Genomic DNA, 22,396 nt, shown 5'->3' with positions numbered 1-22,396 from the left:
GTGCAGGCACACTGGCATCATCCCGATCCCCGATCAGGCTTTCTGAACATGCCGCATGAACTTGTTTGACCCCCTCACGCTGCCCAATGGCACACGCTTGCCCAACCGCATTGCCAAAGCGGCCATGGAAGAAAACATGTGCGACGCCGAGCACGCGCCATCGGATGCCATGCTGCGCATGTACCGCGCCTGGGCCGAGGGTGGCGCTGGCCTGATTTTGACCGGCAACGTCATGGTGGACAGCCGGGCCATGACGGGGCCGGGCGGGGTGGTACTCGAAGACGCGCGGCACCTGGCGCGCTTCAAGCAGTGGGCGCAGGCCGCAGGCAGCGGTGGCGCTCAGGTGTGGATGCAAATCAGCCACCCCGGCCGTCAAATGATGGCCGCGCTGGGTCAGACCACCCGCTCGGCCTCGGCCGTGCCTTTGGACATGGGCAAGTTGTCCAGCAAGTTCTCCGTCCCCCAAGCCATGACCGAGGAAGACATCGCGGCGCTGCAGCGGCGCTTTGTGCAAACCGCGCAATGGGCGGAGCAAGCGGGCTTTCACGGCGTGCAGATTCATGCAGCCCACGGTTACCTGATCAGCCAATTTCTCTCACCCCTGTCAAACCAGCGCCAAGACGCCTGGGGCGGCAGCATCGAGCACAGGGCCCGCTTGCTGATCGACATCGTCAAAGCGGTGCGCAGTGCGGTGTCCGCGCAGTTCGCCGTGGCCGTGAAACTGAACTCGGCCGACTTTCAGCGCGGGGGCTTCAGCGCTGATGACGCCAAGCGGGTGGTGCAGATGCTCAATGGTTTGCAGGTCGACCTCGTCGAACTCTCGGGCGGCAGCTACGAGGCGCCCGCCATGCAGGGGCAAGCACGCGACGGCCGCACGCTGGCCCGGGAGGCCTACTTTCTGGAGTTTGCGCGCGACATGCTGGCTGTGGCACGCATGCCGCTCATGGTGACTGGAGGCATTCGCCGCCCAGCCGTGGCCGAGCAGGTGCTGGCCAGTGGCGTGTCCATGGTGGGCATGGCCACCGCCTTGGCGATTGCGCCCAACTTGCCACGCGAATGGCGCGCCGGTGCCCAGACCAGCGCGGCCTTGGCGCCCATCACCTGGAAAAACAAAGTGCTGGCATCGCTGGCCACGATGGCGGTGGTCAAGTTTCAGCTCAAGCGCTTGAGCCAGGGGCGTGCCACGCAGCCCAAGGTGTCGCCGCTTTGGGCATTTGCCCTGCAGCAATGGATGATGTTCAGGCAAACCCGCCAATACCGCCGCTGGATGGCTGGTCGTTCGCACGCGCCTTGAATGCGCCGGCTGGGTTGGCGGGCCGCCGATTTGGTGTCCGTCTGAAGGACGCTTGCTGCGCCAGGTTCAGCAGCAACCATGCTGCTGAAAAAGTCGCCCTGTAGATTCGGCACGCAGATGTTTGAATTTTTTGCACCGTCACCCCGTAGGTCGGTCGCTTTAGCTCCGACAAGTGCCCACGCCGAAACCAGCAAAGTCGGAGCTCAAGCGACCGACCTACAAAACCTTTGCCCTGTGAAGTTTTCAATGCTCAAAGATGTTGTAGGTCGGCGGTCAAAGACCCCGACATGGGCCTGTGCCCAAACCCATCCTGTCGAGCCGCGAGTTTAGAGCTGTGCCCCGCTGCGCCCCACGCCCGCCGCGAACAACTGGGCGCCGTGTGAGGCCTCGCCGCTGGCCAGTGTTTGCAAGCCCAGCGCAAATTCGTGGGCCAGCGCTTCATCCAGGCCCATGCCGAATTGCGCATACGCCGAACGGCGGTCGTTGCGCAGGCAGGTCTGGGGCAAGGCCGCCAGTTGCTGCGCCAGCTCAATCGCTGCCTGCAAGGCCTGTCCGTCATCCACCACGCGGTTGGCCAGGCCCATGGCCAAGGCTTCGTCGGCGCCCACAGCACGACCCGTGAGGATCAAATCCAGCGCCCGCGACAAGCCGATGAGTCGGGGCAGGCGCACGGTGCCGCCGTCGATCAGGGGCACACCAAAACGGCGGCAAAACACGCCCAGAACGGCTGAGCGCTCCACGATGCGCATATCGCACCACAAGGCCAGCTCCAGCCCACCGGCCACCGCGTGCCCACCGATGGCCGCGATCACAGGCTTGGACAGCAGCATGCGCGAAGGCCCCATCGGGCCGTCGCCCTGCGGCTCCAGGCGGTTGCGGCGCTCGTCGTCGTTCAGCGCCTTGAGGTCGGCTCCGGCACAAAAGGTGCCATGTGCGCCATGCAAAACGGCCACGGCCGCCTCGGGGTCAGCGTCAAAGTCACGGAAGGCATCGGCCAGTTGCTGCGCCGTCACGCGGTCCACCGCATTGCGCGCCTGCAGGCGGTCGATCGTGACGATGGTGACCGGGCCCTGCCGGGTCACCTGAACTTCGGAGCTTGTCATGGGCATGCCTCAGGCCGGGTAAGCGCGTTGCAGGATGGCCTCCACCCCCAGCAATCGGGTGTCGATGCTGCCCACCACGCGGCCCCACTGAGGGTCAAAGCGCGTCTGGATGAAGGCATCGGCCACCGCTGTGGGCGCGAGGCGGCGCAGCAAACAGGCCTGGGCCAACAGCACCAGGCGCTCGGCAAAGCGCCGACCCAGCGCTTCGAGATGGTCGGGCGGCTCGCGCAGCATGGCCTGCAGGCTTTGTTGGGCGGCCACCAAGCGGGCATCGTCACCCAAGCCCTGCCCCAGGTCTTGCAGCAGGGCGTGGGCCAGATCGGGCTCCTTGCCGATGGCCCGCATCACGTCCAGACACATCACGTTGCCCGAGCCTTCCCAGATCGAATTGACCGGAGCCTCGCGGAACAGGCGAGCCATGACGCCCTCGTCCACATAGCCGTTGCCACCAAAGATTTCCATGGTCTCGCCCGTCAGTTCCACTGCACGCTTGCAGACCCAGAACTTGGCCGCGGGCGTCATCACGCGTTTCCAGGCTTTTTCAAGCGGGCTGTCATCGCGTTCATAAGCCTGCGCCAGTCGCATCATCAGAACCATATTGGCTTCGTTTTCCAGCGCCAGATCGGTCAGCACCGCGCGCATCAGCGGCTGGTCGATGAGCAAGCGGCCAAAGGCCTTGCGCTGGCGGGCATAGGCCAGGCCTTGCACCAAGCCCTGTCGCACCATGGCGGCGCTGCCGACCACGCAGTTCAGTCGGGTGTAGGTGGCCATCTCGATGATGGTGGGAATGCCGCGCCCCGGCTCGCCCATCAGGATGCCGTGCGCGTCCTTGAATTCGACTTCGCTGCTGGAGTTGCTGCGGTTGCCCACCTTGTTCTTGAGGCGCTGGATTTCAATCGGGTTTTTGCTGCCGTCAGGCCGCCAGCGCGGTACGAAAAAGCAGCTGGGACCGCCGTCAGCCGTGCGCGCCACCACCAAATGGGCGTCGCACATGGGGGCCGAAAAAAACCACTTATGCCCGCGCAGGCTGAATTCGCGCTCGCCCTGTCCGGTGGGGGTAGCCGTCGTGGTGTTGGCACGCACATCAGAGCCGCCTTGTTTTTCGGTCATGCCCATGCCGACCCACATGGACTTTTTGTCGGCCAGCGGCACATCGCGTTCGTCGTACTCAGAGCTGAGCAACGGGTCCTTCATGGCCGCCCACAGGGCGGGTTCGCGCTGAATCAGCGGAATGGCCGCCTGCGTCATGGTGGCCGGGCACAGCGTACCGGCCTCCACCTGACCGTGCAGGAAAAAGCCAGCAGCCCAGGCCGACCAACGCCCCGGGCGCTCATCGGCAAACGGCATGGCGATCAGGCCTTGCCCCCGGTACAGCGCCATCAACTCGTGCCAGGCGGGATGAAACTCGACCCGATCCACCCGGCGCCCACGGGCATCGAAGGATTTCAATTCCGGCGTGTGGCGGTTGGCCTGATCGGCCAAGGCATAAGTATCGGCTTGGCCCAGCGTGGTGCCATAGCTGTCCAGCTGCGACACAAAATCATCAGCCCCGGCCCGCGCCAAGGCTTCACGCAAAGGTGTGTCGGTGGCCAACAGCTTGTAGTTTTGCAGTTCGTCGAACTGGTTGGTGATCTCGTGGGTTTGCCAGGTCATGGGTCGTCTCCATACAGCCCTTGGGGCTTGTTGAGCAAGAGGGGGAGTCTAGGGCAATTGCCTGCACATTGCCTACCCATTGCGGCCTTGCAATAGGCTTGCAACCCCACTCTCAAGGCCTGAATGTGAAATCGGAACCTCATTGCAAGCGGTCAGTCCGAAATGCAGGTGTTATGGGCTTCGACTGCTTGGCGTGAGTGTTTGCAAGGGCTGCGGAAAGATGATTTCGTGCTCACGAACTGGGGCGGGTTGCGCAGTTGATCATCTGTGCTTGTGGGCCCGAGGCTTCATGCTTTTGAAATGGAGATTGAATATTCCAAGCGGCTTGCACTGAGCTGCAAATCCATTCATCCCGAAGTTTCAGTCAATCTTCTTGGTGGCATGTCAGGGGTAAGGGTTCAAACCGCCAGAACAATGGTTCCCTGTGCGAGGGCACACAGCTTTTCTGAGTCAACATCGACTGCATAGATCTCGCACTGGCAGATGGCCATCCGCTTGCCCACGCTTCGTGCCTGTGCCCTGGCGACCAAATGCAATCCCACGGCGGGACGGCAATAGTTGATTTTGAATTCCGCAGTCAGCGCATTTCCACCAAGTGCCAGACCACCCGCGAAGGTGATGGCATTGTCTGCAAGATAGCTGATCACACCACCATGGACAAAACCATGCTGCTGCTTGTGGTGGTCCTGAATGGCGAGAGTCAACTCTGCGCTGTCTTCACTGCTCTGCGTCAATTCAGCCCCGATGAATTGACTGAAAGGTTGGTTTGCAAAGACCTGCCGAGCGAATGTTTGGATATCGTCCATTTTTTTGACTCCTTGGTCGTGGGTTTTGATGCCGTCTGCCTCATTTGTTTGCTTGTGAAGTCTCTCACGAGCAAAGACTTCTTTGGTCTGCCAACATCAGTGGGATTCAGCAAGTGCTGCTCAAATTTTCCGTGCTCTCCAGCAATGACTTGTTCAAAGCGGCAGCACTGAGACCTGTTTGATGTCGCGCAACACGATGCTCGATCGCACATGCGCCACTGCGGGCAGCTTGAACAAGGTTTTCATCAGGAAGTGTTCATAAGCCTTGATGTCTTGCGCCATGATGGTCAACACATCGTCCGATTGGCCCGTGGTGGAGTAGCAGTGCACGATGTGGGGCGTGGCCTGCACGGCAGCCTCAAATTCGGCCACTGTTTTTTCGGTGTGCTGGGTGAGGTTGATTTCGGCCATCACCATCAAATTCAGCCCGACCTTTTTGCGGTCTACCTGAACGGTGTAGCCGGTGATGATGCCTTGGGTCTCCATCTCCTTGATGTGTTTCCAGCATGGCGTGGTGGACAGACCGACCCGCTCTGAAATTTGTTGCACGGTCATGCGCGAATCCAGTTGCAAGGCTTCAAGGATTTTCAGGCTGCAAACATAATTCATTCTTACATATTATTCATTTCGAGAAATTATTTCTCCATTACTGGCCTAATTAGATATTTATAAGTGTTCTATTCGCTAATGAGTAGCCTATTCTTACTCCACTAGTGTGGAGACACAAATGACACATAACCCTCTGACCGCCGTCACCCCGCCTGCGGATTTGCGCGATTACCAGCTCAAGGACAACGTCTGGGCGCCGCAAGGCGCGGTCTTTATGTCGGGCACGCAGGCGCTGGTGCGGCTGATGCTGATGCAGCGCCGCTGCGACGAAAGCCAGCAATGGAACACACGCGGTTTCATCAGCGGCTACCGGGGCTCGCCACTGGGGATGGTGGATCAAGTCATCTGGAAACAAGGTGACAAGTTCAAGGAAGCGGGGATCGAATTTGTGCCCGCCATCAACGAGGAGCTGGACGCCACACAGGTGCTGGGCACGCAGCGGGTAGAGTCAGACCCCGAGCGCACAGTCGATGGCGTATTCGGACTGTGGTACGGCAAAGGCCCGGGTGTGGACCGCGCAGGCGATGCACTCAAACACGGCAACGCCTACGGCTCATCACCGCACGGCGGTGTGGTGGTGGTGGCGGGCGACGACCATGGCTGTGTGTCGTCGTCTATGCCGCACCAGAGCGACCAGGTGTTTCAGTCCTGGCACATGCCAGTGGTCTCACCCGCTGATGTGTCGGAGTTGCTGAGCTTTGGTTTGTATGGCTTTGCCTTGTCACGTTATTCGGGTGCCTGGGTGGGCCTGACCGCGCTGTCAGAGGTGGTGGAAAGCAGTACGACGGTGGATCTGGACGCCATCAATGCGCAGCAGGGTCTTTGGAAGCGCCCACAAGAAGTGCAAGAGCTGACTGGACATGTTGCGCCTGCCGATGGCCTGCACTACCGCTGGCCTGATTTGCCATCCTTGCGTCTCGAATCGCGTCTGCACGACAAGTTGAGCGCGGTGGCAGCCTTTGCACAAGTGAACAGCATTGACCGCCAGGTGATCGTCAGCCCGCAGGCCCACATTGGCATTGTCACAGCGGGCAAGGCCCACCACGACCTGATGGAAGTGTTCAGGCGATTGGGCCTGAGCGAAGCCTCACTGGCCGCTGCCGGTGTGCGTGTGATCAAGTTAGGCCTGACCTTCCCGATCGAAACCACCCGCATGCATGCCTTTGCACAAGGCCTTCGAGAGATTCTGGTCATTGAAGAAAAAGCACCCATCGTCGAGCAGCAATTGCGCGATCTGTTGTACAACGCGCCTTCGCGCCCTGTCATCGTGGGCAAACGCGATGCACACGGCCAGGCGCTCTTGTCAGCGCTGGGCGAATTGCGACCCTCGCGCTTGATCGTGCAAGTGGCTGACTGGCTACAGCAGCACACGGGAGGGGTGCTGAATATTCCGCATCTGAAGGTTCTGGACTTTGTGCCCGCTGACATGCTCAGTAACGCCAGCGATGCGGTCAAGCGGCTGCCCTACTTTTGTGCCGGCTGCCCGCACAACACATCGACGAAAGTGCCCGAAGGCTCCACCGCGCGTGCAGGCATTGGCTGCCACTTCATGGCCAACTGGATGGAGCGCGACACCGCTGGCCTGATCCAGATGGGCGGCGAAGGGGTGGACTGGGTCTCGCACTCGCGCTTTACCCGCACGCCGCATGTCTTTCAGAATCTGGGCGACGGAACGTATTACCACTCGGGCTATCTCGCCATTCGGCAAGCGGTTGCGGCCAAGGCCCGCATCACCTACAAAATTTTGTTCAACGATGCGGTGGCGATGACAGGCGGGCAACCCGTCGATGGTGTCATCAGCGTGGATGCCATTGCACGCCAGGTCGAGAGCGAGGGCGTTGAAGCCCTGGCGATCGTGAGCGATGACATCGCAAAATTCAACGCCATCAAAAACCGCTTTCCGTCCATCGCCACATTCCATCCGCGTGAAGATTTGGACCTTGTGCAGCGCCAGTTGCGCGAAGTCACGGGTGTGTCGGTGCTGATTTACGAGCAGACCTGCGCCGCCGAAAAACGCCGCCGCCGCAAGAAAGGTGAGCTGAGCGATCCTGCGCGTCGCCTGATGATCCATGAAGGGGTATGCGAAGGCTGTGGTGACTGCGGTGTGCAAAGCAATTGCGTGGCGGTGCTGCCGCAGGAGACGCCATGGGGTCGCAAGCGCAAGATCGACCAGACGCATTGCAACAAGGACTATTCTTGCGCCCAAGGTTTTTGTCCGAGCTTCGTGAGCGTGATCGGAGGACGTCAACGTCGCCAGACGGGCGCATCGCCGCAAATGCGCCAGCAGTTCATGGCGCACGCGGCACGCTTGCCAGACATCCATCCCCGCAGCACCGATAGCCCCTGGGACTTGCTGATCACCGGAGTGGGCGGCACGGGCGTGGTGACGGTGGGCGCGGTCATTGCCATGGCTGCGCACCTGGAAGGGCAGCACGCCAGCGTGCTCGACTTCATGGGCTTTGCCCAAAAAGGTGGCTCGGTGCTCAGTTTTGTACGCATAGCGCCCACGCAAAAACTGCTCAACCAGGTGCGCATCGATACCCAACAAGCAGATGCCTTGCTGGCATGCGATGCGGTGGTGGCTGCCTCTGCTGAAGCACTTCAAACCATTCGCCATGGCCGTACACGCGTGCTGGTGAATGTGCATGAAACACCTGTTGCCGATGCTGTGCGCAACCCGGATGCGCAAGTGCAAACCGACTTGCTGGTCGAAAAAATACGCTTTTCTGCAGGCGATGCGCAGGTAGAAACCTTTGACGCACAGGTACTGGCTGAGCAGGTGCTGGGCGACACACTGGCCGCCAACATTTTGGCCATGGGGTACGCCTGGCAGCGTGGGCTGGTGCCCGTCAGCTTGGCGGCGCTGGAGCAGGCCATCCGCTTGAACAACGTCGCCGTGGAAGCCAACTTGCTGGCCTTCACCGTGGGTCGACTGGCAGCCGCAGATCCCATGGCATTGAGCATGTCCGCCAAAGCAGAGGCTTTGCCAGAAGACCTGCACGGCTTCATCGAACAGGCCAGCCAGCATCTCGCGGCTTACCAGAACAAGGCTTGGGCACAACGCTACACACGCTTGATGCGTGATGTTCAGCGGGCCACGCAAGCAGCTGGCTTGCAGGATGACACCTTGAACATGACGGTGGCACGTAGCCTGCACAAATTGATGAGCTACAAGGATGAATACGAAGTTGCCAGGTTGTTCAGTGACAAGGCCTTCCAAGCGCAACTGGATGCGCAGTTTGAAGGCGACTACCGCCTGGCATTCCACATGTCACCGCCCGCGTTGTTCAAAGCATCCGATGGAAAAGCACCCCGCAAAGTCACCCTGGGAGCCTGGATGCGCCCCGTGTTGGGGCTTCTGGCCAAGGCAAAGGTGTTGCGCGGCACGATTTGGGACCCGTTTGGCTACACGCACGAGCGGCGTATGGAACGTCATCTGATAGATGCCCACATCACACTGGTGCAAGAGTTGTTGCCCTTGGTCAACACAAAAATTAAAGACTTGATGCGCGACATCATGGCGCTGCCGCTGTCCATGCGAGGCTTTGGCCATGTGAAGGCCCGCAACATACGCGCCGCCCAGAGCCGTCAAGCCTGGCTGCTTCACCGGATCGATCCCACCCGTTACCCACGTCCGCCGCAAGACACTGGTTTGCAACAATTGCGAGGCGTTGCGATTCGAAGCATCTGAGATGGGGACCGCACCAGAGCGGTAGGTGTTACCTATTGATCCGGCACGCTGAAGTTTGAAATGCATGAGACATGTCATCTCGTAGGTCGGCACTCGCAGAGTCCGACGTTATTGGTTTCGGCACAGGCCCATGTCGGAGTCTTCGACCGCCGACCTACAACAACTTTGCGCATTGAAAACTTCACAGGGCCGAATCAATAGGCAGTTGCCCGTGCTTGCGAGCCAACTTTTACACGCTTGTTGAGTGTGATGTCTCCTCCCAAGTGGTCGATCACCACTGAACCCGTGGGTTTGACAGCGAACAGACCGCAGGCAGTCAGGGCGCTAACTTGATTCACCCTTTGCTCATTGGAGTGTGCATGCCGAAGACGAACGTCCCAATCAAGGCGTGGTGGGGGTTGTTCAAACAGGTTGCCAACGCCTGGCTCGACGACTATGTGCCGAGCATGGGGGCTGCGTTGGCCTACTACACCATGTTTTCGCTGGCACCGCTGTTGCTGATCGTGGTGTCGGTGGCCGGTTTGGTGTTTGGTGAAGAAGCCGCTCGCGGTGAAATCCAGGCGCAGCTGAAAGACCTCATGGGCGATGTCGGCGCGGGTGCCGTTCAAGGCCTGCTGGCCAGCGTGCGCGAACCCGCTGAAGGCTTGACGGCCACCGCCGTGGGCCTGGTGCTGCTGGTCGTCGGTGCGACCACCGTGTTTGCCGAACTGCAAGATGCGCTCGACCGCATCTGGGGCGTACCGGGACGCTTGCGAAAGAGCGGCTGGCTCACGCTCGTTCGCGCCCGTTTGATGGCTTTCGGCATGATTTTGGCCTTGGGATTTTTGCTCATCGTGTCGCTGGTCACCAGTGCCATGATCGCGGCCATGGGCCGAAGCCTCGACCCCGTCTTCGGCGGCTGGCAGGGTGTTGTGGAGGCGGGCAATGCGATCGGTGGCTTTCTGCTCGTGGCCATCATGTTCGGCCTGATCTACAAGGTCATGCCTCGCCAGCGTGTGCTGATCTCCGATGTGTGGCTCGGCGCTTTGATCGCGACCTTGCTGTTCACGGGCGGCAAGTTCCTGATTGGCGCCTACATCGGCCGCAGTGGTGTGGCGTCGGGTTTCGGCGCAGCGGGCTCGCTCGTGGTGGTGCTGCTGTGGGTCTACTTTTCAGCCCAAATCTTGCTGGTAGGTGCCGAGTTCACCTGCGCCTACGCCCGGACCTTCGGCTCCCACAAGAGGCCAGACGCCTGAGCCGCTGCTGAAGTTCGATCATTCAAACTTGTAGGCGTTGCTCATTGAGCCTTGTACTTTTATCGAAATTGAATCACTCAGATCTGTTTTTTCGGGCCATCTAAACAACGCATCTATTCACCTACTTTGGCGGGGGGCCGAATGACTCAGTTGCAGCGAAAGCGGTCCGTCGCTTCGCCGAACAGAGCCCCCCCAGTAGGAGCCCTCCAATACTCGACATATAGAACTCTCACGGGTCAGAAACGCCGCTTCTGCACCGCTTGAGAATCCACGACCCTCGAAAACCAACACCGAATAGTGGCTCTCACTCGCCACCTGGCGGCTTGAATCGGGAGCTCGTTTAGCGCATTACGCAAGATCATCGAAAACGGGCCCGTCGCTCGGCCCTGGCGGCGGCGCAATCAAAGGTCTGGGCGGATAGAACCCTTGCCGTCCACGGGTGTAGTCATCGGTGAACTCGATAGCGCCCAAAGCGCGGGCCGTGACTGCATCCACCACTTCATTTTCAAGAACGATGATTTGGCCAGGGCCTTTGAAGCGCGACAACCAGCCGTAGAAGCTAGCGTTCACAGTGGCCGTAGGAATGTCCCGGTCCGTGTCGTCAGCCGACTCTTTCTGGGCGTAGGCCTTCAGTGGTGAATCCAGCACGACCACGCCAAGGTGGGGATGGCCTTCCTTTAGCGCGTGCTGCATTAGCGCGATGGTCATGGCCGTGAGAAACAGGCCGCGCTTGCCGGCACCATAACTAAGGCGCCTACGGCCATCGACAAGCAGGTCGCAGGACGTGGCGTCAAGATGCACCGACTGAATTGACGTGAACCCCCAGTCGTTCAGCATTTGGCGCGCGATAGCACCGACCTTATCGCCGTGGGATCCCACGTTGCGAACAAGGGCGATCCTCTTCTGCTTTGTGGCCTCCTCGAGGCGCGCAATTTCTCCTTTAAGCCGGGTGGATTCATCGAATGCGTCGATCAGCGATGACAAGCGTGTGTGGGACTCAGCAAGCTCTCGGGGATCCGCGTCAAACTCCTGCGACGCGGCCCGCAGGACCATCGTCTCCTGCTCTTCTAAGAGCTTGAGCGACGCTGTCAGACGTTTCACATCGACGGAGGCAATGGAGATCCGCGCTTGCTCTTGAGCAAGGGACGGTTGAAGTCCACGCCGAAGCTCACGAATTTTCTCGGCTTCCGCAGCTATGGCGTTCCGGTACTTGGACGGCGCCCTTGGGTTGAGATTGCCAGGATCTAAATGCTGCTCCACCGCTGTGCCGCAGAGTGGGCAAGGTGTCTCCTCTAACGCTTGAAAGAACGCAGTGCCCTCGTCCGCGGCACCTAGCCGAGCAAGGTCGCTCGAATACTTGAGGTCAAGCATCGTGAAGCGCTCGCGCATCGATATCGCGCTGGCCAGTTGGGTCGATGCGGTGGTGAGCGCCTCGCCTTCAATGGCGATCTGCTGGCGCAGCTCCTTCAAAACCGACGAACGCGCCTTGAATTGCGTGACGACCATGTCGAGACGCTCATCGACCCTCGCCAGAGCCTGAACTGTAGATGCCCGATCAGCATCAGCTGGAATGAGGCCCTCTAGGCGCGCCAACTCTGACTGCGCGACAACCAGCATGCCTTTGGCCTGATCCTTCTCCGAAGCGCTTTTGTACAGCTCGACCGCCGAATCATCGAGCCCGCTCAAAAACAGCGAGTAAGAAGAAACATGCTTGTCCGAACCGTGCCCAGATCCCTTGGTCGCGTCCTCGGAAATCATGCGGGGCTGGGAAAGCAGCGCCCAATGCCTCAGGTCGTCGCCAGTGATAGGGCCTTTTTCACTCCGCGTGCGAAGCACCAGTTTGCCCGCGGCACCAGACAAACTGACGAGCAACTCCCCTAAATCCTGCGCCAAGTCTTCGAGCGGATTCGGTACACCGTCTGCGACCCAAAGATCATCCTGACGTACCAGAACGCGCGCGGCACCGCCAGACATCGCCTTGCGCACAAGGTATTCATGTTCGCTATGTAGGAAAGCGAGTTCAAGTGAGTCATATCCCTGCGACTCAGGAAACTGTTCGAGTGAAGCTGTGCCACCCAGGAGGAACCAGATGCACTTCCAGATATGCGACTTGCCCGTTTCACTGGGGCCTCGGATAAGAGTTCGACGCCCCTCGAACACAACCACTGCGGGCGATAAGCCCGGACCGTGCACCGACAATTGCTTCAGCGTTATTGCCATTGGTGCCCCCGCCCGTTGACGCCTTCAAACTCGGCACCCCACAGGTGTCCTTGCTGGGCGAATCGTTCGGTCATGTCTCGTGAGCTAAGAGTCGCGAACATGGCAGCCGCCCACCGGCATCGCCCTTCCAATTCACGTAAGTAAGGGGAGGTCAGTGCACCCACCATGGATCTTGCGGTGTCACCTGCGAAGTAGGTGATGCCGGTTTCGTCCATGGTCACCGCGACGAGTCCACGAGTACTCATCAAGTACAGGCCTTGGGCGATGAGGTCGCGACGACTCAGGTATTCGCTACCGCGGTAGGGCACCGGAGTGTGAAGACTGGGCGGCCCGCCAAGATCGTCGGAATACACGATAGCGTAATCGAGCAGGACCAACTTCTGCAGGTCGGCGCCTATCGGCTGCAGGGAAGTGAGCAGGTACACCATCCGTACACCCAGTTCGAACGGTGAGTTGAAGGCTGCGATGGACTCGGACTTCTTCATTTGACCCACATTAGCCTCCCGTCATTGGCCAAGTGATGGCAGGTGCCGGGCAAGTCACCCCCGCGAAGCTGGGGCGACAAGCGGCTCTCTTGGACCTGCAGTATTGATGCCTTCTCAACAGCCGCGTCGACTCGGTCCATGCCTGTCTTCAAGCGGAGTTGGGTGACAGTGGGTCGGATGCCTGCATAGACCATATCGAGCAGCCGCTCGAATTCACGCTCGTTAGGGTATATGTCGCGGCTAAACCGCTGCAGGCCCTCGGCACAGTAGAAGGTCTGTCGATGCGAATCGAAGTGATCTTCGTATTTACTGCCCGGTAGGTCAGCCAGGCCGACGGGCGACGTATTGTCCTCGGTGTAGACGCGCAGGAGCTCGTTGACATAGATGCTCTCGTACCCAGTAGGCTGGGCTGGCATAGGGTCATCGTCACCGCGTTCGGGCACGATGCCGAACAGGCCATGGTGGGCTGCCTTGTCAAGCGCGTGCCAGGCCAGCAGATCGTGCACCGTGCACTCGATGAAACGGTCGAAGTCGAAATCGTCGATGGCATCTTGGACGTCCTGCGTCAGCTCGGCGGCTCTGCCTTTCATGCCCGTGTGTTCGTTAGTCCAAGCATCCATGAACTTTGCCTTGAAGGTAGCAGACCCCGAGGCCATCGTGTTATGGAGCTCGTTACCAACCGCAAGCGGGCAGCAGAAGTAATAAAAATTTGGCCGGGGGTAGGTCTTCGAGGCCAGCTGCTTGAAGAACTTCGCCATCTCCGGGAAGGCGTCACTTTGCGTAAGGCCCTTGCCGTAGTGCTTGGCCTGGTACAGATCCCAGCCGTCACGAACTAGCGCCTGGCCATACCGCGCTTCAATGTCCCTGCCACCGTCGCCAGCTCCGCCCAAGCGCTTGACGACCGCATAGTGGCTTCCGCCGGGAAGATCGCGCTGTCGCGCGGAGGCCAAAATGAACTCTTCCCACTGATCGTGATTTAGCAGAATGACTTGCGAAGAAGGTTGTATGACGCCGCCCTTGGCGACGTGCCTAGTCTTCCGCAGTTTACGGGTTGTGCCTGATTTTTGTGGCATGGTCTTGTGCTTATCCCTGACGTGAGATTCTCAGTGACCAGCAGGAACAGAGTCTGCGTGGTTGCACCTAGTGTAATCAGTGTCCCCTAGCTCTTGCTGCAGACTGGCAGCGACAGTCGCTCCGTACAGGAACTACTGGTCTATGTCGAGGTGGCGACAACCAAGATCAAAACCCACGTGTTGCAGATGGGCGGTGGTGCGCAGACCGCTGGACTCGTTGTCCAGCACTTAGGTGTAGCAGAGCCGTAGCTGGTGACCTTCTGCAACCAGCCTTTAGGAGGTCATCAAAAATGGGGCTCTGATGAATTTCAAGTGGGTTGCCCAGCATGAGGATTGATAGCGTGGAAGTCGAGTCTCCCGGCGATCAAGAAGATGACAGTCTTGATCGTTGTGATTCGCGTAAACCCACGCGCACGACGCTTGGATGCCTGGAACAAACCGTTGATGGCTTCGAGGAATCCGTTGGTCTGGCGTGTCTGCGCCCAGGCCACGATGCCTTCCATATGAGCGCGGATCATCTTGGCAACGTCCTTCATCGGTTCGACCTTGGAGCGCATCACGCATGTGCACCAGTGATCCAGCATGGTTCGCACAACGTTGATCTGCTTTCGATCAAGGATCTCACGCAACTGCTCTTTGTAGGACCACGCCCTGGCCGTGCGTTTGACGGTCATCTTGGCCATCAACGCATCCAGTTCAGCTGCCGCCTCCGGTTTGAGCTTGGCTGTGTCTTTGAGCAAAGTCCAGCGCATGCCCTTGAGAGACTTGTCGGTCTTCTGCTCGATCCGGCGCATCTTGTCCACTGCAGTGCTTGCGTGACCGATGATGTGAAACTTGTCAAACGTGATCCGGGCGTTGGGCAAATGCTGGGTAACCCCCGAGATGAAGGCGGGCGACATGTCGATGCTGGTCTGGATGATGTTTTCGCACGGGCAGCCATGGTCTTCCAGGTAGGACGCCAGTTCCTTGATGGTTTTAGCATCGCGCCCTTCGGTTACAAACAACACGCGCCTGGCAACGGCATCAGCGGCCAGCGTGACGTAGCTGTGTCCCCTGGCACGCGAAGTCTCATCAATCGCCAGTGCCGTGACATCCGAGTGATCTGCCAAGCCACAGGCCATCTCAACATACTTTTCGCACACGGCCAGAACCTTGTGCGGCGACTCCCCGACAAGACGCGAGACGGCGGCAAATGGCATCTGGCCAGACAGCATCAGAATGAAGGCTTCAAACAGCAAGGTGAAGCCATTAAGTCGCCCGGCAAAATCAGGCTCGACCAACCGCACCGAACCGTTGGGAAGTTTCACGCGAGGCGTGCGAACTTGCAGATGGCACTCGTGTTGAAAGAAGTTCAGGTGCCGATACGTCTTGGCCACCGTGTCGTGCACACCATGCAGCCCATCGTGACCCGAGACTGCAAAGCGACTGCCGACTTTGAAGTCAATCAATATCGTCAAGGTCTTGGCACCTTCGTCGAACTCAACCGAGGCAACGCACCACGGGTCAGTGATGCCCAGGGCAGATTCAAACAGCTTGGCAGTCATCAATTCACGCTCAAAAGTTGATCAATATGGCAGAAGCTTACCCACTCAAATTTCAAGAGAACCCTTTTTATGATCCTCGAACTCGCCGACATCCGCATCCACCCAGGTCAACAAGCCGCCTTTGAACAAGCCATCGAACGCGGACTTCAGACCGTGGCCAGCCAGGCCAAGGGCTTTCGTGGCGCCAAAGTCAACCGCTGCATCGAGACGCCTGAGCGCTTTGTGCTGCAAATTTTCTGGGACACCCTGGAAGACCATACCGTGGGCTTTCGCGAATCAGATCTGTTCACCCAATGGCGCGCTATCGTGGGGCCATTTTTTGCAGGCCCACCCCACGTTGAACATTTCGAATTGACTTACCAGTCTGCTTGAGCCGACCATTTTGCTGCTCGGTTGATTGAAGAGACGCCTGTCTCTGCAAATGCCGAACAGCAAGAAAACTGCCCTGCTCACTCAATGGCTTCATGGCCTTGCACCAAGCGGGCCAGCAAATCCACAAAGAGGGCCTGCTCATCGGACGAAAGGGGCGACAGAATTTGTGCCTGAACCTTGGCCACCTGCCCTTGCATGCGGTGCAAAGCCTGCGCGCCTTCAGGGGTGACCACCAGCAATTTGCGTCGGCGATCCGCCGAGTCGGGCTGTCTGCGCAACCAGCCCTTCATCTCCAAGCGCCCGATGACCGAACCTGAAGTTGCGGCATCAAAGGCCACGCGTTTTGCCAATGAAATCTGATCCATGCCCGGTGAATCCAGCACAGCACTCAAAATTGCAAACTGCACCGGCGTCACATCGGCCGCAGCCAGCTGCTCTGCAAAAATGGCCACGGCTATTTGATGCGCACGCCGAATCAAATGCCCTGGGGCTTTGGCCAGATCAATGCGCGTCGTCATCTTGGTTCATTCTTTGTAAAAGCAAGGGTTTCCACGAATCAACAAAACTGACCCGAAGCCAGCCAGAAGTGTATCGAAAGGGCTATCTCGGCTTAACATCACCATCCCAACGTTCAAAGGATCCTCATGAGTTTTGTGTTTCAACCCATGCCCGTTGTCTCCGTACCCATTGCGGGCCAACCCGAACGATTCCCGGTACACCGCATTTACTGCGTGGGCCGCAATTATGAAGAGCATGCCAAGGAGATGGGCTTCACCGGGCGTGAGCCGCCTTTCTTCTTCCTCAAGCCCACCGACAGCCTGGTGGTGGTCGAAGCGGGCCAGACCGGCACCATGCCTTACCCCAGCCTCACACAAAACCTGCACCACGAAATCGAACTCGTGGTGGCCATTGGCCAAGGCGGGCGCAACATCTTGGCCGCCGATGCGGCCAAGCACATTTATGGTTATGCGGTGGGCCTGGACATGACACGCCGCGACCTGCAAAACGAGATGAAAAAGCAAGGCCGCCCCTGGTGCATCGGCAAAGCCTTCGACCACTCGGCCCCCATCGGCCCGATCACGCCGATTGCGCAAGCCGGTGACGTGAACCAAGCCGAGATCAGCCTGCAAGTCAACGGTGCAGACCGCCAGCGCAGCAACGTGGCCAAACTCATCTGGAGCGTGGCCGAAACCATCGAACACCTGTCCGCCGCCTGGGAACTGCAGCCCGGTGACCTGATCTATACCGGCACCCCTGAAGGTGTGGCCGCCGTGGTGGCGGGTGACACCTTGGTGGGCCAAGTGGCCGGGTTGGGCAGCTTGCAAATTAAAATTTCCTGACCTGAAAGGTGGTCAGAACGCAGTTGGGCCTGCCATAAAAGCACTTTTGTTCATTGAACAAAAGTGCACACGCCCCGCAACACAAAGGGTTAACCCCTAAAAATAGCCTCCAAAGTTGCAACTTAATTCATATACATTGCAATTCAAGGGACTTTAAGGTGACCCAAGCTGAGCACCACGGGCGTCATTCTTTTCATTAACCGACCGCTCGGTTGGTTTATCATTTCGTTTTTCAACCCATGATGGAGACAAGTCGATGAAGAAGTTCTTACAACAAACGGCCTTGGCCGCAGGCCTGATGGCCGTAGGTTTTGGCGTTCACGCACAGACCATCACCCTGAAAGTGCACCACTTTCTGGGCCCTCAGTCCATTCAGCACACCACGATGTTGGGCGATTGGTGCAAAAACATTGCTCGCGACTCCAAAGACCGCTTGCAGTGCCAAATCTTCCCGGCCATGCAGTTGGGCGGCACCCCACCGCAGCTGTATGACCAAGCCAAAGACGGCGTGGCCGACGTGGTCTGGACCGTGGCCGGTTACTCGGCTGGCCGTTTTGCCAAGACCCAAGTGTTCGAGCTGCCCTTCACCATGACCAATGCCGCCGCCACCAGCCGCGCCGCATGGGACTTCGTGCAAAAGAACGCCATGGACGAGCACAAGGATGTGAAACTGCTGGCCGTTCACGTGCACGGCCCAGGCGTGATCTTCACCCGCGACAAGCCCATCACCAAGATGGAAGACTTCAAGGGCATGAAGATGCGTGCCCCCACAGCCAACGTGACCAAGATGCTCGCCAAAATGGGTGCCACACCCGTGGGCATGCCCGTGCCTCAGGTGCCTGAAGCTTTGTCCAAGGGCGTGATCGATGGCGCAGTGATTCCCTACGAAGTCGCGCCCGGCCTGAAGGTGCATGAGCTGACCAAGTTCAGCGCCGAAACAGACAAGAGCTTCCCAGCCCTGTACACCACCGTGTTCGTGGTGCCCATGAACAAGGCCAAGTACGAGTCGCTGCCTGCTGACTTGAAAGCCGTGATCGACAAGAACTCCGGTCGCGAGTTCTCTGCTTTCCTGGGTGGCACACAAGAGGGCAACGATGTGCCTGGCCGCAAAGTGTTTGCCGACACCAAAACTCAGACCATCTCGGTGATTCCACCGTCTGAGCTGGCACGCTGGAAAAAGGCCACCGACGAGCAGGACAACGAGTGGGTGGATGGCATGAACAAGCGCGGCCTCAACGGTGCCGCCATGCTCAAGGATGCCCAGGACCTGATCAAGCAATACACCAAGTAAAGACCTCGGTCTTGTTTGGAATTCCATGGGGTGAGCTGCGGCCCACCCCATTTTTTTGTCCCTAGGAGAAGCCCCTTGGCAGAAGCCGTCCATGTTTTATCCACACGCCAGTACCAAGGATTGGGCTGGGTGTTGGACCGTTTGAGTAAATTTTTAGCCGTTTTGTCGGGCTTGACCTTGTTGACCATGGCCTTCATGTCCTTGCGCAGCATCGTCGGCCGTTCCTTTTTTGATGCCCCACTGCTGGGCGACTTTGAACTGGTGCAGTTTTTGTGCGCGGGCGCTGTGGCCATGTCGCTGCCCTACACGCACTGGATCTCGGGCCATGTGATTGTGGATTTCTTCACCGCCAATGCGCCCGCCCGGCTCAACGCCGTGCTCGACACTTTGGCCAACTTGTTGCTGGCGTTTTTCTCTGGCCTGATCAGCTGGCGTGTGACTGTAGGCATGCTCGATTTGCGGGGCAACTTTGACGCCTCGATGCTGCTGGAAATTCCCACCTGGTGGGCCTATGTGCCGCTGGTGCCCTCGTTTGCGCTGTTGTCCCTCACGGCCTTGTACCGTGCCTTCGAAAAAATGAAAGAGATCCAATCATGAGCGGCATCGAATGGGGTAGTTTGATGTTTGCGGTCCTGCTGCTGCTGTTGGCGCTGCGGGTCCACATTGGCGTGGCCATGCTGCTCACGGGCACGATGGGTTACACCTTTGTCGCGGGCTGGGACCCGTTGATGAGTTTTTTCAAAAATGCGGCCTTTGCCCGCTACTCCACTTACGACCTGTCGGTGGTGCCCCTGTTTTTGTTGATGGGCCAATTTGCCACCCAAGGCGGCCTGTCCAAGGCCTTGTTCAAGGCGGGCAACGCCATGATCGGCCACTGGCGCGGCGGCATGGCCATGGCGGCTGTGACTTCGTGCGCAGGCTTTGGGGCGATTTGCGGCTCTTCGCTGGCCACCGCAGCCACCATGGGCCAAGTGGCTTTGCCTGAGCTCAAAGCGCACAACTATTCCGAACGCTTGTCCGCCGCCGTGATCGCAGCGGGCGGCACCTTGGGCATTTTGATTCCGCCCTCCGTGCCCTTGGTCATCTACGCCATCATCACCGAGCAAAACATCGCCAAGCTGTTTTTGGCGGCCTTTGTGCCGGGCATCATCGCCGCCATTGGTTACATGGTGGTGATCGGCATCATTGCCCGCGTCAGTCCCAAAGATGCCCCACGGGGTGACCGTTTCAGCTGGACGCAGCGCCTCACAGCCCTGGCTGAAACCTGGCCAGTCTTGTTGATTTTCATGGTGGTCATTGGCGGCATTTACGGCGGCTTTTTCACCCCCACCGAAGCCGCCTCCATCGGCACGGTGGCCACAGCCTTTGTGGCCTGGAAGTCGGGTGGCCTGCGCGGCCAGGGCTTCATGCAATGCCTGTATGGCGCAGCCGCAGGCACGGGCATGATCTTCCTGATCTTGCTGGGTGCGGACGTGTTGAACGTGTTTTTGGCGCTGACCCAAGTCAACACCGAACTGGCCAAGTGGGTGGTCAGCATGGACTTGTCACCGCTGGCCGTGCTGTTCACTATCATCGCCATCTACCTGGTGCTGGGCTGCGTGATGGACAGCTTGTCCATGCTGCTGCTGACCATCCCGATTTTCTTTCCCATCATCATGGGCATTGATTTGTGGGGCATGGACCCCGAGTCCAAAGCCATCTGGTTTGGCATATTGGCACTGATGGTTGTGGAGATTGGCCTGATCACGCCACCCGTGGGCATGAACGTGTTTATCATCAGCAGCATGACGAAAGACGTGCCCATGAAGGACATCTTCCTTTACGTCATGCCTTTCCTGGCCTCTGACCTTTTGCGCATCTTGCTGATCGTCTTTGTGCCCTCCGTCGTTCTATTTGTCTTGAAACTCTGACCATGTACACACGAGAAGCCATTCGACACTGCCGCCAGTGCGGCGCATCGGTGGCTTACCGTTTGCCCGACGACGGCGACACCAAGCAGCGCGCCATTTGCACCGTTTGCCACACGGTGCACTACGAAAACCCTCTGAACGTGGTGGGCACCGTGCCCCATTGGGGTGACCAGGTGCTGCTGTGCAAGCGCAACATCGAGCCGCGCAAAGGCAAGTGGACCTTGCCCGCAGGCTTCATGGAGCTGGGTGAATCCACCGCGCAAGGCGCGGCCCGCGAGACCACCGAAGAAGCCGGTGCGCAGTTCATCATGGAAGACTTGCTCACCGTGATGAGCGTGCCGCGTGTCGGCCAGGTGCACCTGTATTACCGCGCCCGCCTGACCAGCGACGTGTTCGACCCCGGGCACGAAACCATGGAAGCACGCTTGTTCAAAGAAGACGAAATTCCTTGGGACGAATTGGCCTTTCGCACCGTCAAGGAAACGCTGGAGCATTACTTTGCAGACCGCCGTGCAGGACGCTTCAGCACACACGCCTTCGATATCGAGTGATGCGCCTATGAAGCTTTGAGCGTTGGGCTGCATCATCAAATCTTCATCTGAATTTCATGCAGACGTCACGTCAAGAACAGAAACTTCGTCTGTTCTTTACATGGAGTTTGAACAATGAAATTCTCGAAAACCTTCATCGCCACCGCAACCCTTTTGGCCATAGCCCCCTTGGCACAAGCCCAAGTCAAAGTCGACGGCCTGCTTGAAATCTACGGTCGCGCCAGCTTCTCGGTCGACCAGTTGGACGACGGCGCGAGCTACAAGCGCAACAACCTGTCCAGCAACGCTTCGCGTCTGGGTTTCAAAGGCAGCAAGAAAATCGGCAACCTGACCGGTATCTGGCAAATCGAACAGGAAATCCAACTCAACCTGAGCAACGCCACAGGTGACACCAACAACCGTTTGGGCTCACGCGACACCTTTGCAGGCTTGCAGGGCGATTTCGGTACCGTGCGCGCAGGCAAGTTCGACACCCCGTTCAAAACAGCACGCGAGCCCTTCAACCTGTTTGGCGACCAGCTCGGCGACATGCGCAACCTGACCCGTGTGGGTGATGCCAAGTTCGACGAGCGCCTGAACAACATGTTGGAGTACCAGTCGCCCGTGATGAACGGTTTCCAAGCCAAGGTGGCGTATTCGTTCCACTCCGGCACCAGCGCGACCAACAACGGCGCTGTGGAAAACAAAGAAGACGCGACGAGCGCCTCATTGGGCTACAAAGCCGGCGGTTTGGAGGCCACATTGGCTTTCGAGAACTACGGTGCAGGCACAGCCACCACCCGCAAACGCGAGGCCACACGCGCCGCCATCAGCTACAAGCTGACACCCGTACTGCGCGTGATGGGCTTTTACCAAACGGCTGACTCGATCACCTCTTCAGGCAACAAAAATCAGAGCGCCGATGTCACAGGCTTGGGTATGGAGTACATGGTTGCGCCAAATATCGCCCTCAAAGCCCACTACATGGACCGCAAAGCCGACGCAGCAAATGCCAACGCCAGCATGTACACCCTGGGTGGCGAGTATCGCTATGACAAAGCGCTGCGCTTTTATGCCAACTACGCCAGCGTAGACAACGATTCACAAAGCACAATTAACCCATGGAAAGAAGGCCGCACGGCTGCCCCCTCTTCAACCATTGGCAAGACTGCATCAGGCGTGTCCATCGGCATGCGCTACGACTTCTGATCAGTCTGACGCACCACCGCCCTATTGGGTG

General features: G+C 58.7%; 19 protein-coding genes. 10 read left to right on the top strand and 9 right to left on the bottom strand.

Annotated elements, in window-relative coordinates:
* Positions 1–55 precede the first annotated feature (55 nt).
* Positions 56–1,294, top strand: a complete 1,239-nt coding sequence (locus AMM33_RS09805; protein WP_090140845.1) for an NADH:flavin oxidoreductase/NADH oxidase family protein — start codon at positions 56–58, stop codon at positions 1,292–1,294.
* Between the two features lie 326 nt (positions 1,295–1,620).
* Here AMM33_RS09805 and AMM33_RS09800 read toward each other — a convergent pair whose 3' ends face one another.
* The 4 genes from AMM33_RS09800 to AMM33_RS09785 form a co-directional block, all read right to left on the bottom strand.
* On the bottom strand, positions 1,621–2,397 hold the full coding sequence (locus AMM33_RS09800; RefSeq protein WP_090140908.1) for a crotonase/enoyl-CoA hydratase family protein: 777 nt from the start codon (positions 2,395–2,397) through the stop codon (positions 1,621–1,623).
* Between the two features lie 9 nt (positions 2,398–2,406).
* A complete protein-coding gene (locus AMM33_RS09795; protein ID WP_090140844.1) occupies positions 2,407–4,050 on the bottom strand; it encodes an isovaleryl-CoA dehydrogenase in 1,644 nt (547 codons plus the stop codon).
* 398 nt (positions 4,051–4,448) lie between these two features.
* Positions 4,449–4,856 carry a PaaI family thioesterase gene (locus AMM33_RS09790; RefSeq protein WP_090140842.1) on the bottom strand — a complete coding sequence of 136 codons (408 nt, stop codon included), beginning with the start codon at positions 4,854–4,856 and terminating at the stop codon, positions 4,449–4,451.
* Between the two features lie 153 nt (positions 4,857–5,009).
* Positions 5,010–5,465, bottom strand: coding sequence for an Lrp/AsnC family transcriptional regulator (locus tag AMM33_RS09785; protein WP_090140840.1), 456 nt, complete (start codon positions 5,463–5,465; stop codon positions 5,010–5,012).
* Between the two features lie 118 nt (positions 5,466–5,583).
* Between AMM33_RS09785 and AMM33_RS09780 the strand changes: the two genes are divergently transcribed.
* The gene (locus AMM33_RS09780) at positions 5,584–9,156 is read left to right on the top strand and encodes an indolepyruvate ferredoxin oxidoreductase family protein (protein ID WP_090140838.1); all 3,573 of its coding nucleotides are present in this window, start codon (positions 5,584–5,586) and stop codon (positions 9,154–9,156) included.
* A 359-nt stretch (positions 9,157–9,515) separates the two neighbouring features.
* The gene (locus AMM33_RS09775; protein WP_090140837.1) at positions 9,516–10,391 is read left to right on the top strand and encodes a YihY/virulence factor BrkB family protein; all 876 of its coding nucleotides are present in this window, start codon (positions 9,516–9,518) and stop codon (positions 10,389–10,391) included.
* A gap of 348 nt (positions 10,392–10,739) precedes the next feature.
* On the opposite strand, the gene AMM33_RS09770 is transcribed toward AMM33_RS09775, so the two are convergent.
* The 4 genes from AMM33_RS09770 to AMM33_RS09755 form a co-directional block, all read right to left on the bottom strand.
* Positions 10,740–12,611, bottom strand: a complete 1,872-nt coding sequence (locus AMM33_RS09770; protein WP_090140835.1) for a hypothetical protein — start codon at positions 12,609–12,611, stop codon at positions 10,740–10,742.
* Positions 12,602–13,096: an ABC-three component system middle component 2 gene (locus AMM33_RS09765; RefSeq protein ID WP_090140833.1), complete on the bottom strand. Its 495-nt coding sequence runs from the start codon at positions 13,094–13,096 to the stop codon at positions 12,602–12,604. The genes AMM33_RS09770 and AMM33_RS09765 overlap by 10 nt, the downstream gene beginning before the upstream one ends.
* On the bottom strand, positions 13,093–14,169 hold the full coding sequence (locus tag AMM33_RS09760; protein ID WP_090140832.1) for an ABC-three component system protein: 1,077 nt from the start codon (positions 14,167–14,169) through the stop codon (positions 13,093–13,095). The genes AMM33_RS09765 and AMM33_RS09760 overlap by 4 nt, the downstream gene beginning before the upstream one ends.
* Positions 14,170–14,477: 308 nt before the next feature.
* Positions 14,478–15,713 carry an ISL3 family transposase gene (locus tag AMM33_RS09755; protein WP_090138798.1) on the bottom strand — a complete coding sequence of 412 codons (1,236 nt, stop codon included), beginning with the start codon at positions 15,711–15,713 and terminating at the stop codon, positions 14,478–14,480.
* A 69-nt stretch (positions 15,714–15,782) separates the two neighbouring features.
* On the opposite strand from AMM33_RS09755, the gene AMM33_RS09750 reads away from it, so the two are divergent.
* Entirely contained in the window at positions 15,783–16,085 is a 303-nt protein-coding gene (locus AMM33_RS09750; protein ID WP_090140829.1) for an antibiotic biosynthesis monooxygenase family protein, read from the top strand.
* A gap of 77 nt (positions 16,086–16,162) precedes the next feature.
* On the opposite strand, the gene AMM33_RS09745 is transcribed toward AMM33_RS09750, so the two are convergent.
* Positions 16,163–16,603 (bottom strand): MarR family winged helix-turn-helix transcriptional regulator, encoded by a 441-nt coding sequence (locus tag AMM33_RS09745; protein ID WP_090140827.1) that lies wholly within the window; start codon positions 16,601–16,603, stop codon positions 16,163–16,165.
* 126 nt (positions 16,604–16,729) lie between these two features.
* On the opposite strand from AMM33_RS09745, the gene AMM33_RS09740 reads away from it, so the two are divergent.
* From AMM33_RS09740 to AMM33_RS09715, 6 genes are all read left to right on the top strand, one after another.
* Positions 16,730–17,425 carry a fumarylacetoacetate hydrolase family protein gene (locus AMM33_RS09740; RefSeq protein ID WP_090140825.1) on the top strand — a complete coding sequence of 232 codons (696 nt, stop codon included), beginning with the start codon at positions 16,730–16,732 and terminating at the stop codon, positions 17,423–17,425.
* A gap of 256 nt (positions 17,426–17,681) precedes the next feature.
* Positions 17,682–18,716, top strand: coding sequence for a TRAP transporter substrate-binding protein (locus AMM33_RS09735; protein WP_090140823.1), 1,035 nt, complete (start codon positions 17,682–17,684; stop codon positions 18,714–18,716).
* A 75-nt stretch (positions 18,717–18,791) separates the two neighbouring features.
* Positions 18,792–19,313, top strand: a complete 522-nt coding sequence (locus tag AMM33_RS09730; protein ID WP_090140821.1) for a TRAP transporter small permease — start codon at positions 18,792–18,794, stop codon at positions 19,311–19,313.
* Positions 19,310–20,626 carry a TRAP transporter large permease gene (locus AMM33_RS09725; protein WP_090140819.1) on the top strand — a complete coding sequence of 439 codons (1,317 nt, stop codon included), beginning with the start codon at positions 19,310–19,312 and terminating at the stop codon, positions 20,624–20,626. Before AMM33_RS09730 ends, AMM33_RS09725 begins: the two co-directional genes overlap by 4 nt.
* A gap of 2 nt (positions 20,627–20,628) precedes the next feature.
* Positions 20,629–21,177, top strand: a complete 549-nt coding sequence (locus tag AMM33_RS09720; protein ID WP_090140817.1) for an NUDIX hydrolase — start codon at positions 20,629–20,631, stop codon at positions 21,175–21,177.
* 114 nt (positions 21,178–21,291) lie between these two features.
* The gene (locus AMM33_RS09715) at positions 21,292–22,365 is read left to right on the top strand and encodes a porin (RefSeq protein WP_090140815.1); all 1,074 of its coding nucleotides are present in this window, start codon (positions 21,292–21,294) and stop codon (positions 22,363–22,365) included.
* Positions 22,366–22,396 lie beyond the last annotated feature (31 nt).

The organism is Limnohabitans sp. DM1 (genome assembly GCF_001269385.1).
GTDB lineage: Bacteria > Pseudomonadota > Gammaproteobacteria > Burkholderiales > Burkholderiaceae_C > Limnohabitans_A.
The sequence above is the reverse complement of the archived record's forward strand: the minus strand, read 5'-3'. Positions and strand labels throughout refer to the sequence as shown.

Excerpts from the sequence above, each read along its gene's own strand:
- AMM33_RS09805 (WP_090140845.1), top strand. The coding sequence starts at position 56 with ATGAACTTGTTTGACCCCCTCACGCTGCCCAATGGCACACGCTTGCCC.
- AMM33_RS09800 (WP_090140908.1), bottom strand. The coding sequence starts at position 2,397 with ATGACAAGCTCCGAAGTTCAGGTGACCCGGCAGGGCCCGGTCACCATC.
- AMM33_RS09795 (WP_090140844.1), bottom strand. The coding sequence starts at position 4,050 with ATGACCTGGCAAACCCACGAGATCACCAACCAGTTCGACGAACTGCAA.
- AMM33_RS09790 (WP_090140842.1), bottom strand. The coding sequence starts at position 4,856 with ATGGACGATATCCAAACATTCGCTCGGCAGGTCTTTGCAAACCAACCT.
- AMM33_RS09785 (WP_090140840.1), bottom strand. The coding sequence starts at position 5,465 with ATGAATTATGTTTGCAGCCTGAAAATCCTTGAAGCCTTGCAACTGGAT.
- AMM33_RS09780 (WP_090140838.1), top strand. The coding sequence starts at position 5,584 with ATGACACATAACCCTCTGACCGCCGTCACCCCGCCTGCGGATTTGCGC.
- AMM33_RS09775 (WP_090140837.1), top strand. The coding sequence starts at position 9,516 with ATGCCGAAGACGAACGTCCCAATCAAGGCGTGGTGGGGGTTGTTCAAA.
- AMM33_RS09770 (WP_090140835.1), bottom strand. The coding sequence starts at position 12,611 with ATGGCAATAACGCTGAAGCAATTGTCGGTGCACGGTCCGGGCTTATCG.
- AMM33_RS09765 (WP_090140833.1), bottom strand. The coding sequence starts at position 13,096 with ATGAAGAAGTCCGAGTCCATCGCAGCCTTCAACTCACCGTTCGAACTG.
- AMM33_RS09760 (WP_090140832.1), bottom strand. The coding sequence starts at position 14,169 with ATGCCACAAAAATCAGGCACAACCCGTAAACTGCGGAAGACTAGGCAC.
- AMM33_RS09755 (WP_090138798.1), bottom strand. The coding sequence starts at position 15,713 with ATGACTGCCAAGCTGTTTGAATCTGCCCTGGGCATCACTGACCCGTGG.
- AMM33_RS09750 (WP_090140829.1), top strand. The coding sequence starts at position 15,783 with ATGATCCTCGAACTCGCCGACATCCGCATCCACCCAGGTCAACAAGCC.
- AMM33_RS09745 (WP_090140827.1), bottom strand. The coding sequence starts at position 16,603 with ATGACGACGCGCATTGATCTGGCCAAAGCCCCAGGGCATTTGATTCGG.
- AMM33_RS09740 (WP_090140825.1), top strand. The coding sequence starts at position 16,730 with ATGAGTTTTGTGTTTCAACCCATGCCCGTTGTCTCCGTACCCATTGCG.
- AMM33_RS09735 (WP_090140823.1), top strand. The coding sequence starts at position 17,682 with ATGAAGAAGTTCTTACAACAAACGGCCTTGGCCGCAGGCCTGATGGCC.
- AMM33_RS09725 (WP_090140819.1), top strand. The coding sequence starts at position 19,310 with ATGAGCGGCATCGAATGGGGTAGTTTGATGTTTGCGGTCCTGCTGCTG.
- AMM33_RS09720 (WP_090140817.1), top strand. The coding sequence starts at position 20,629 with ATGTACACACGAGAAGCCATTCGACACTGCCGCCAGTGCGGCGCATCG.
- AMM33_RS09715 (WP_090140815.1), top strand. The coding sequence starts at position 21,292 with ATGAAATTCTCGAAAACCTTCATCGCCACCGCAACCCTTTTGGCCATA.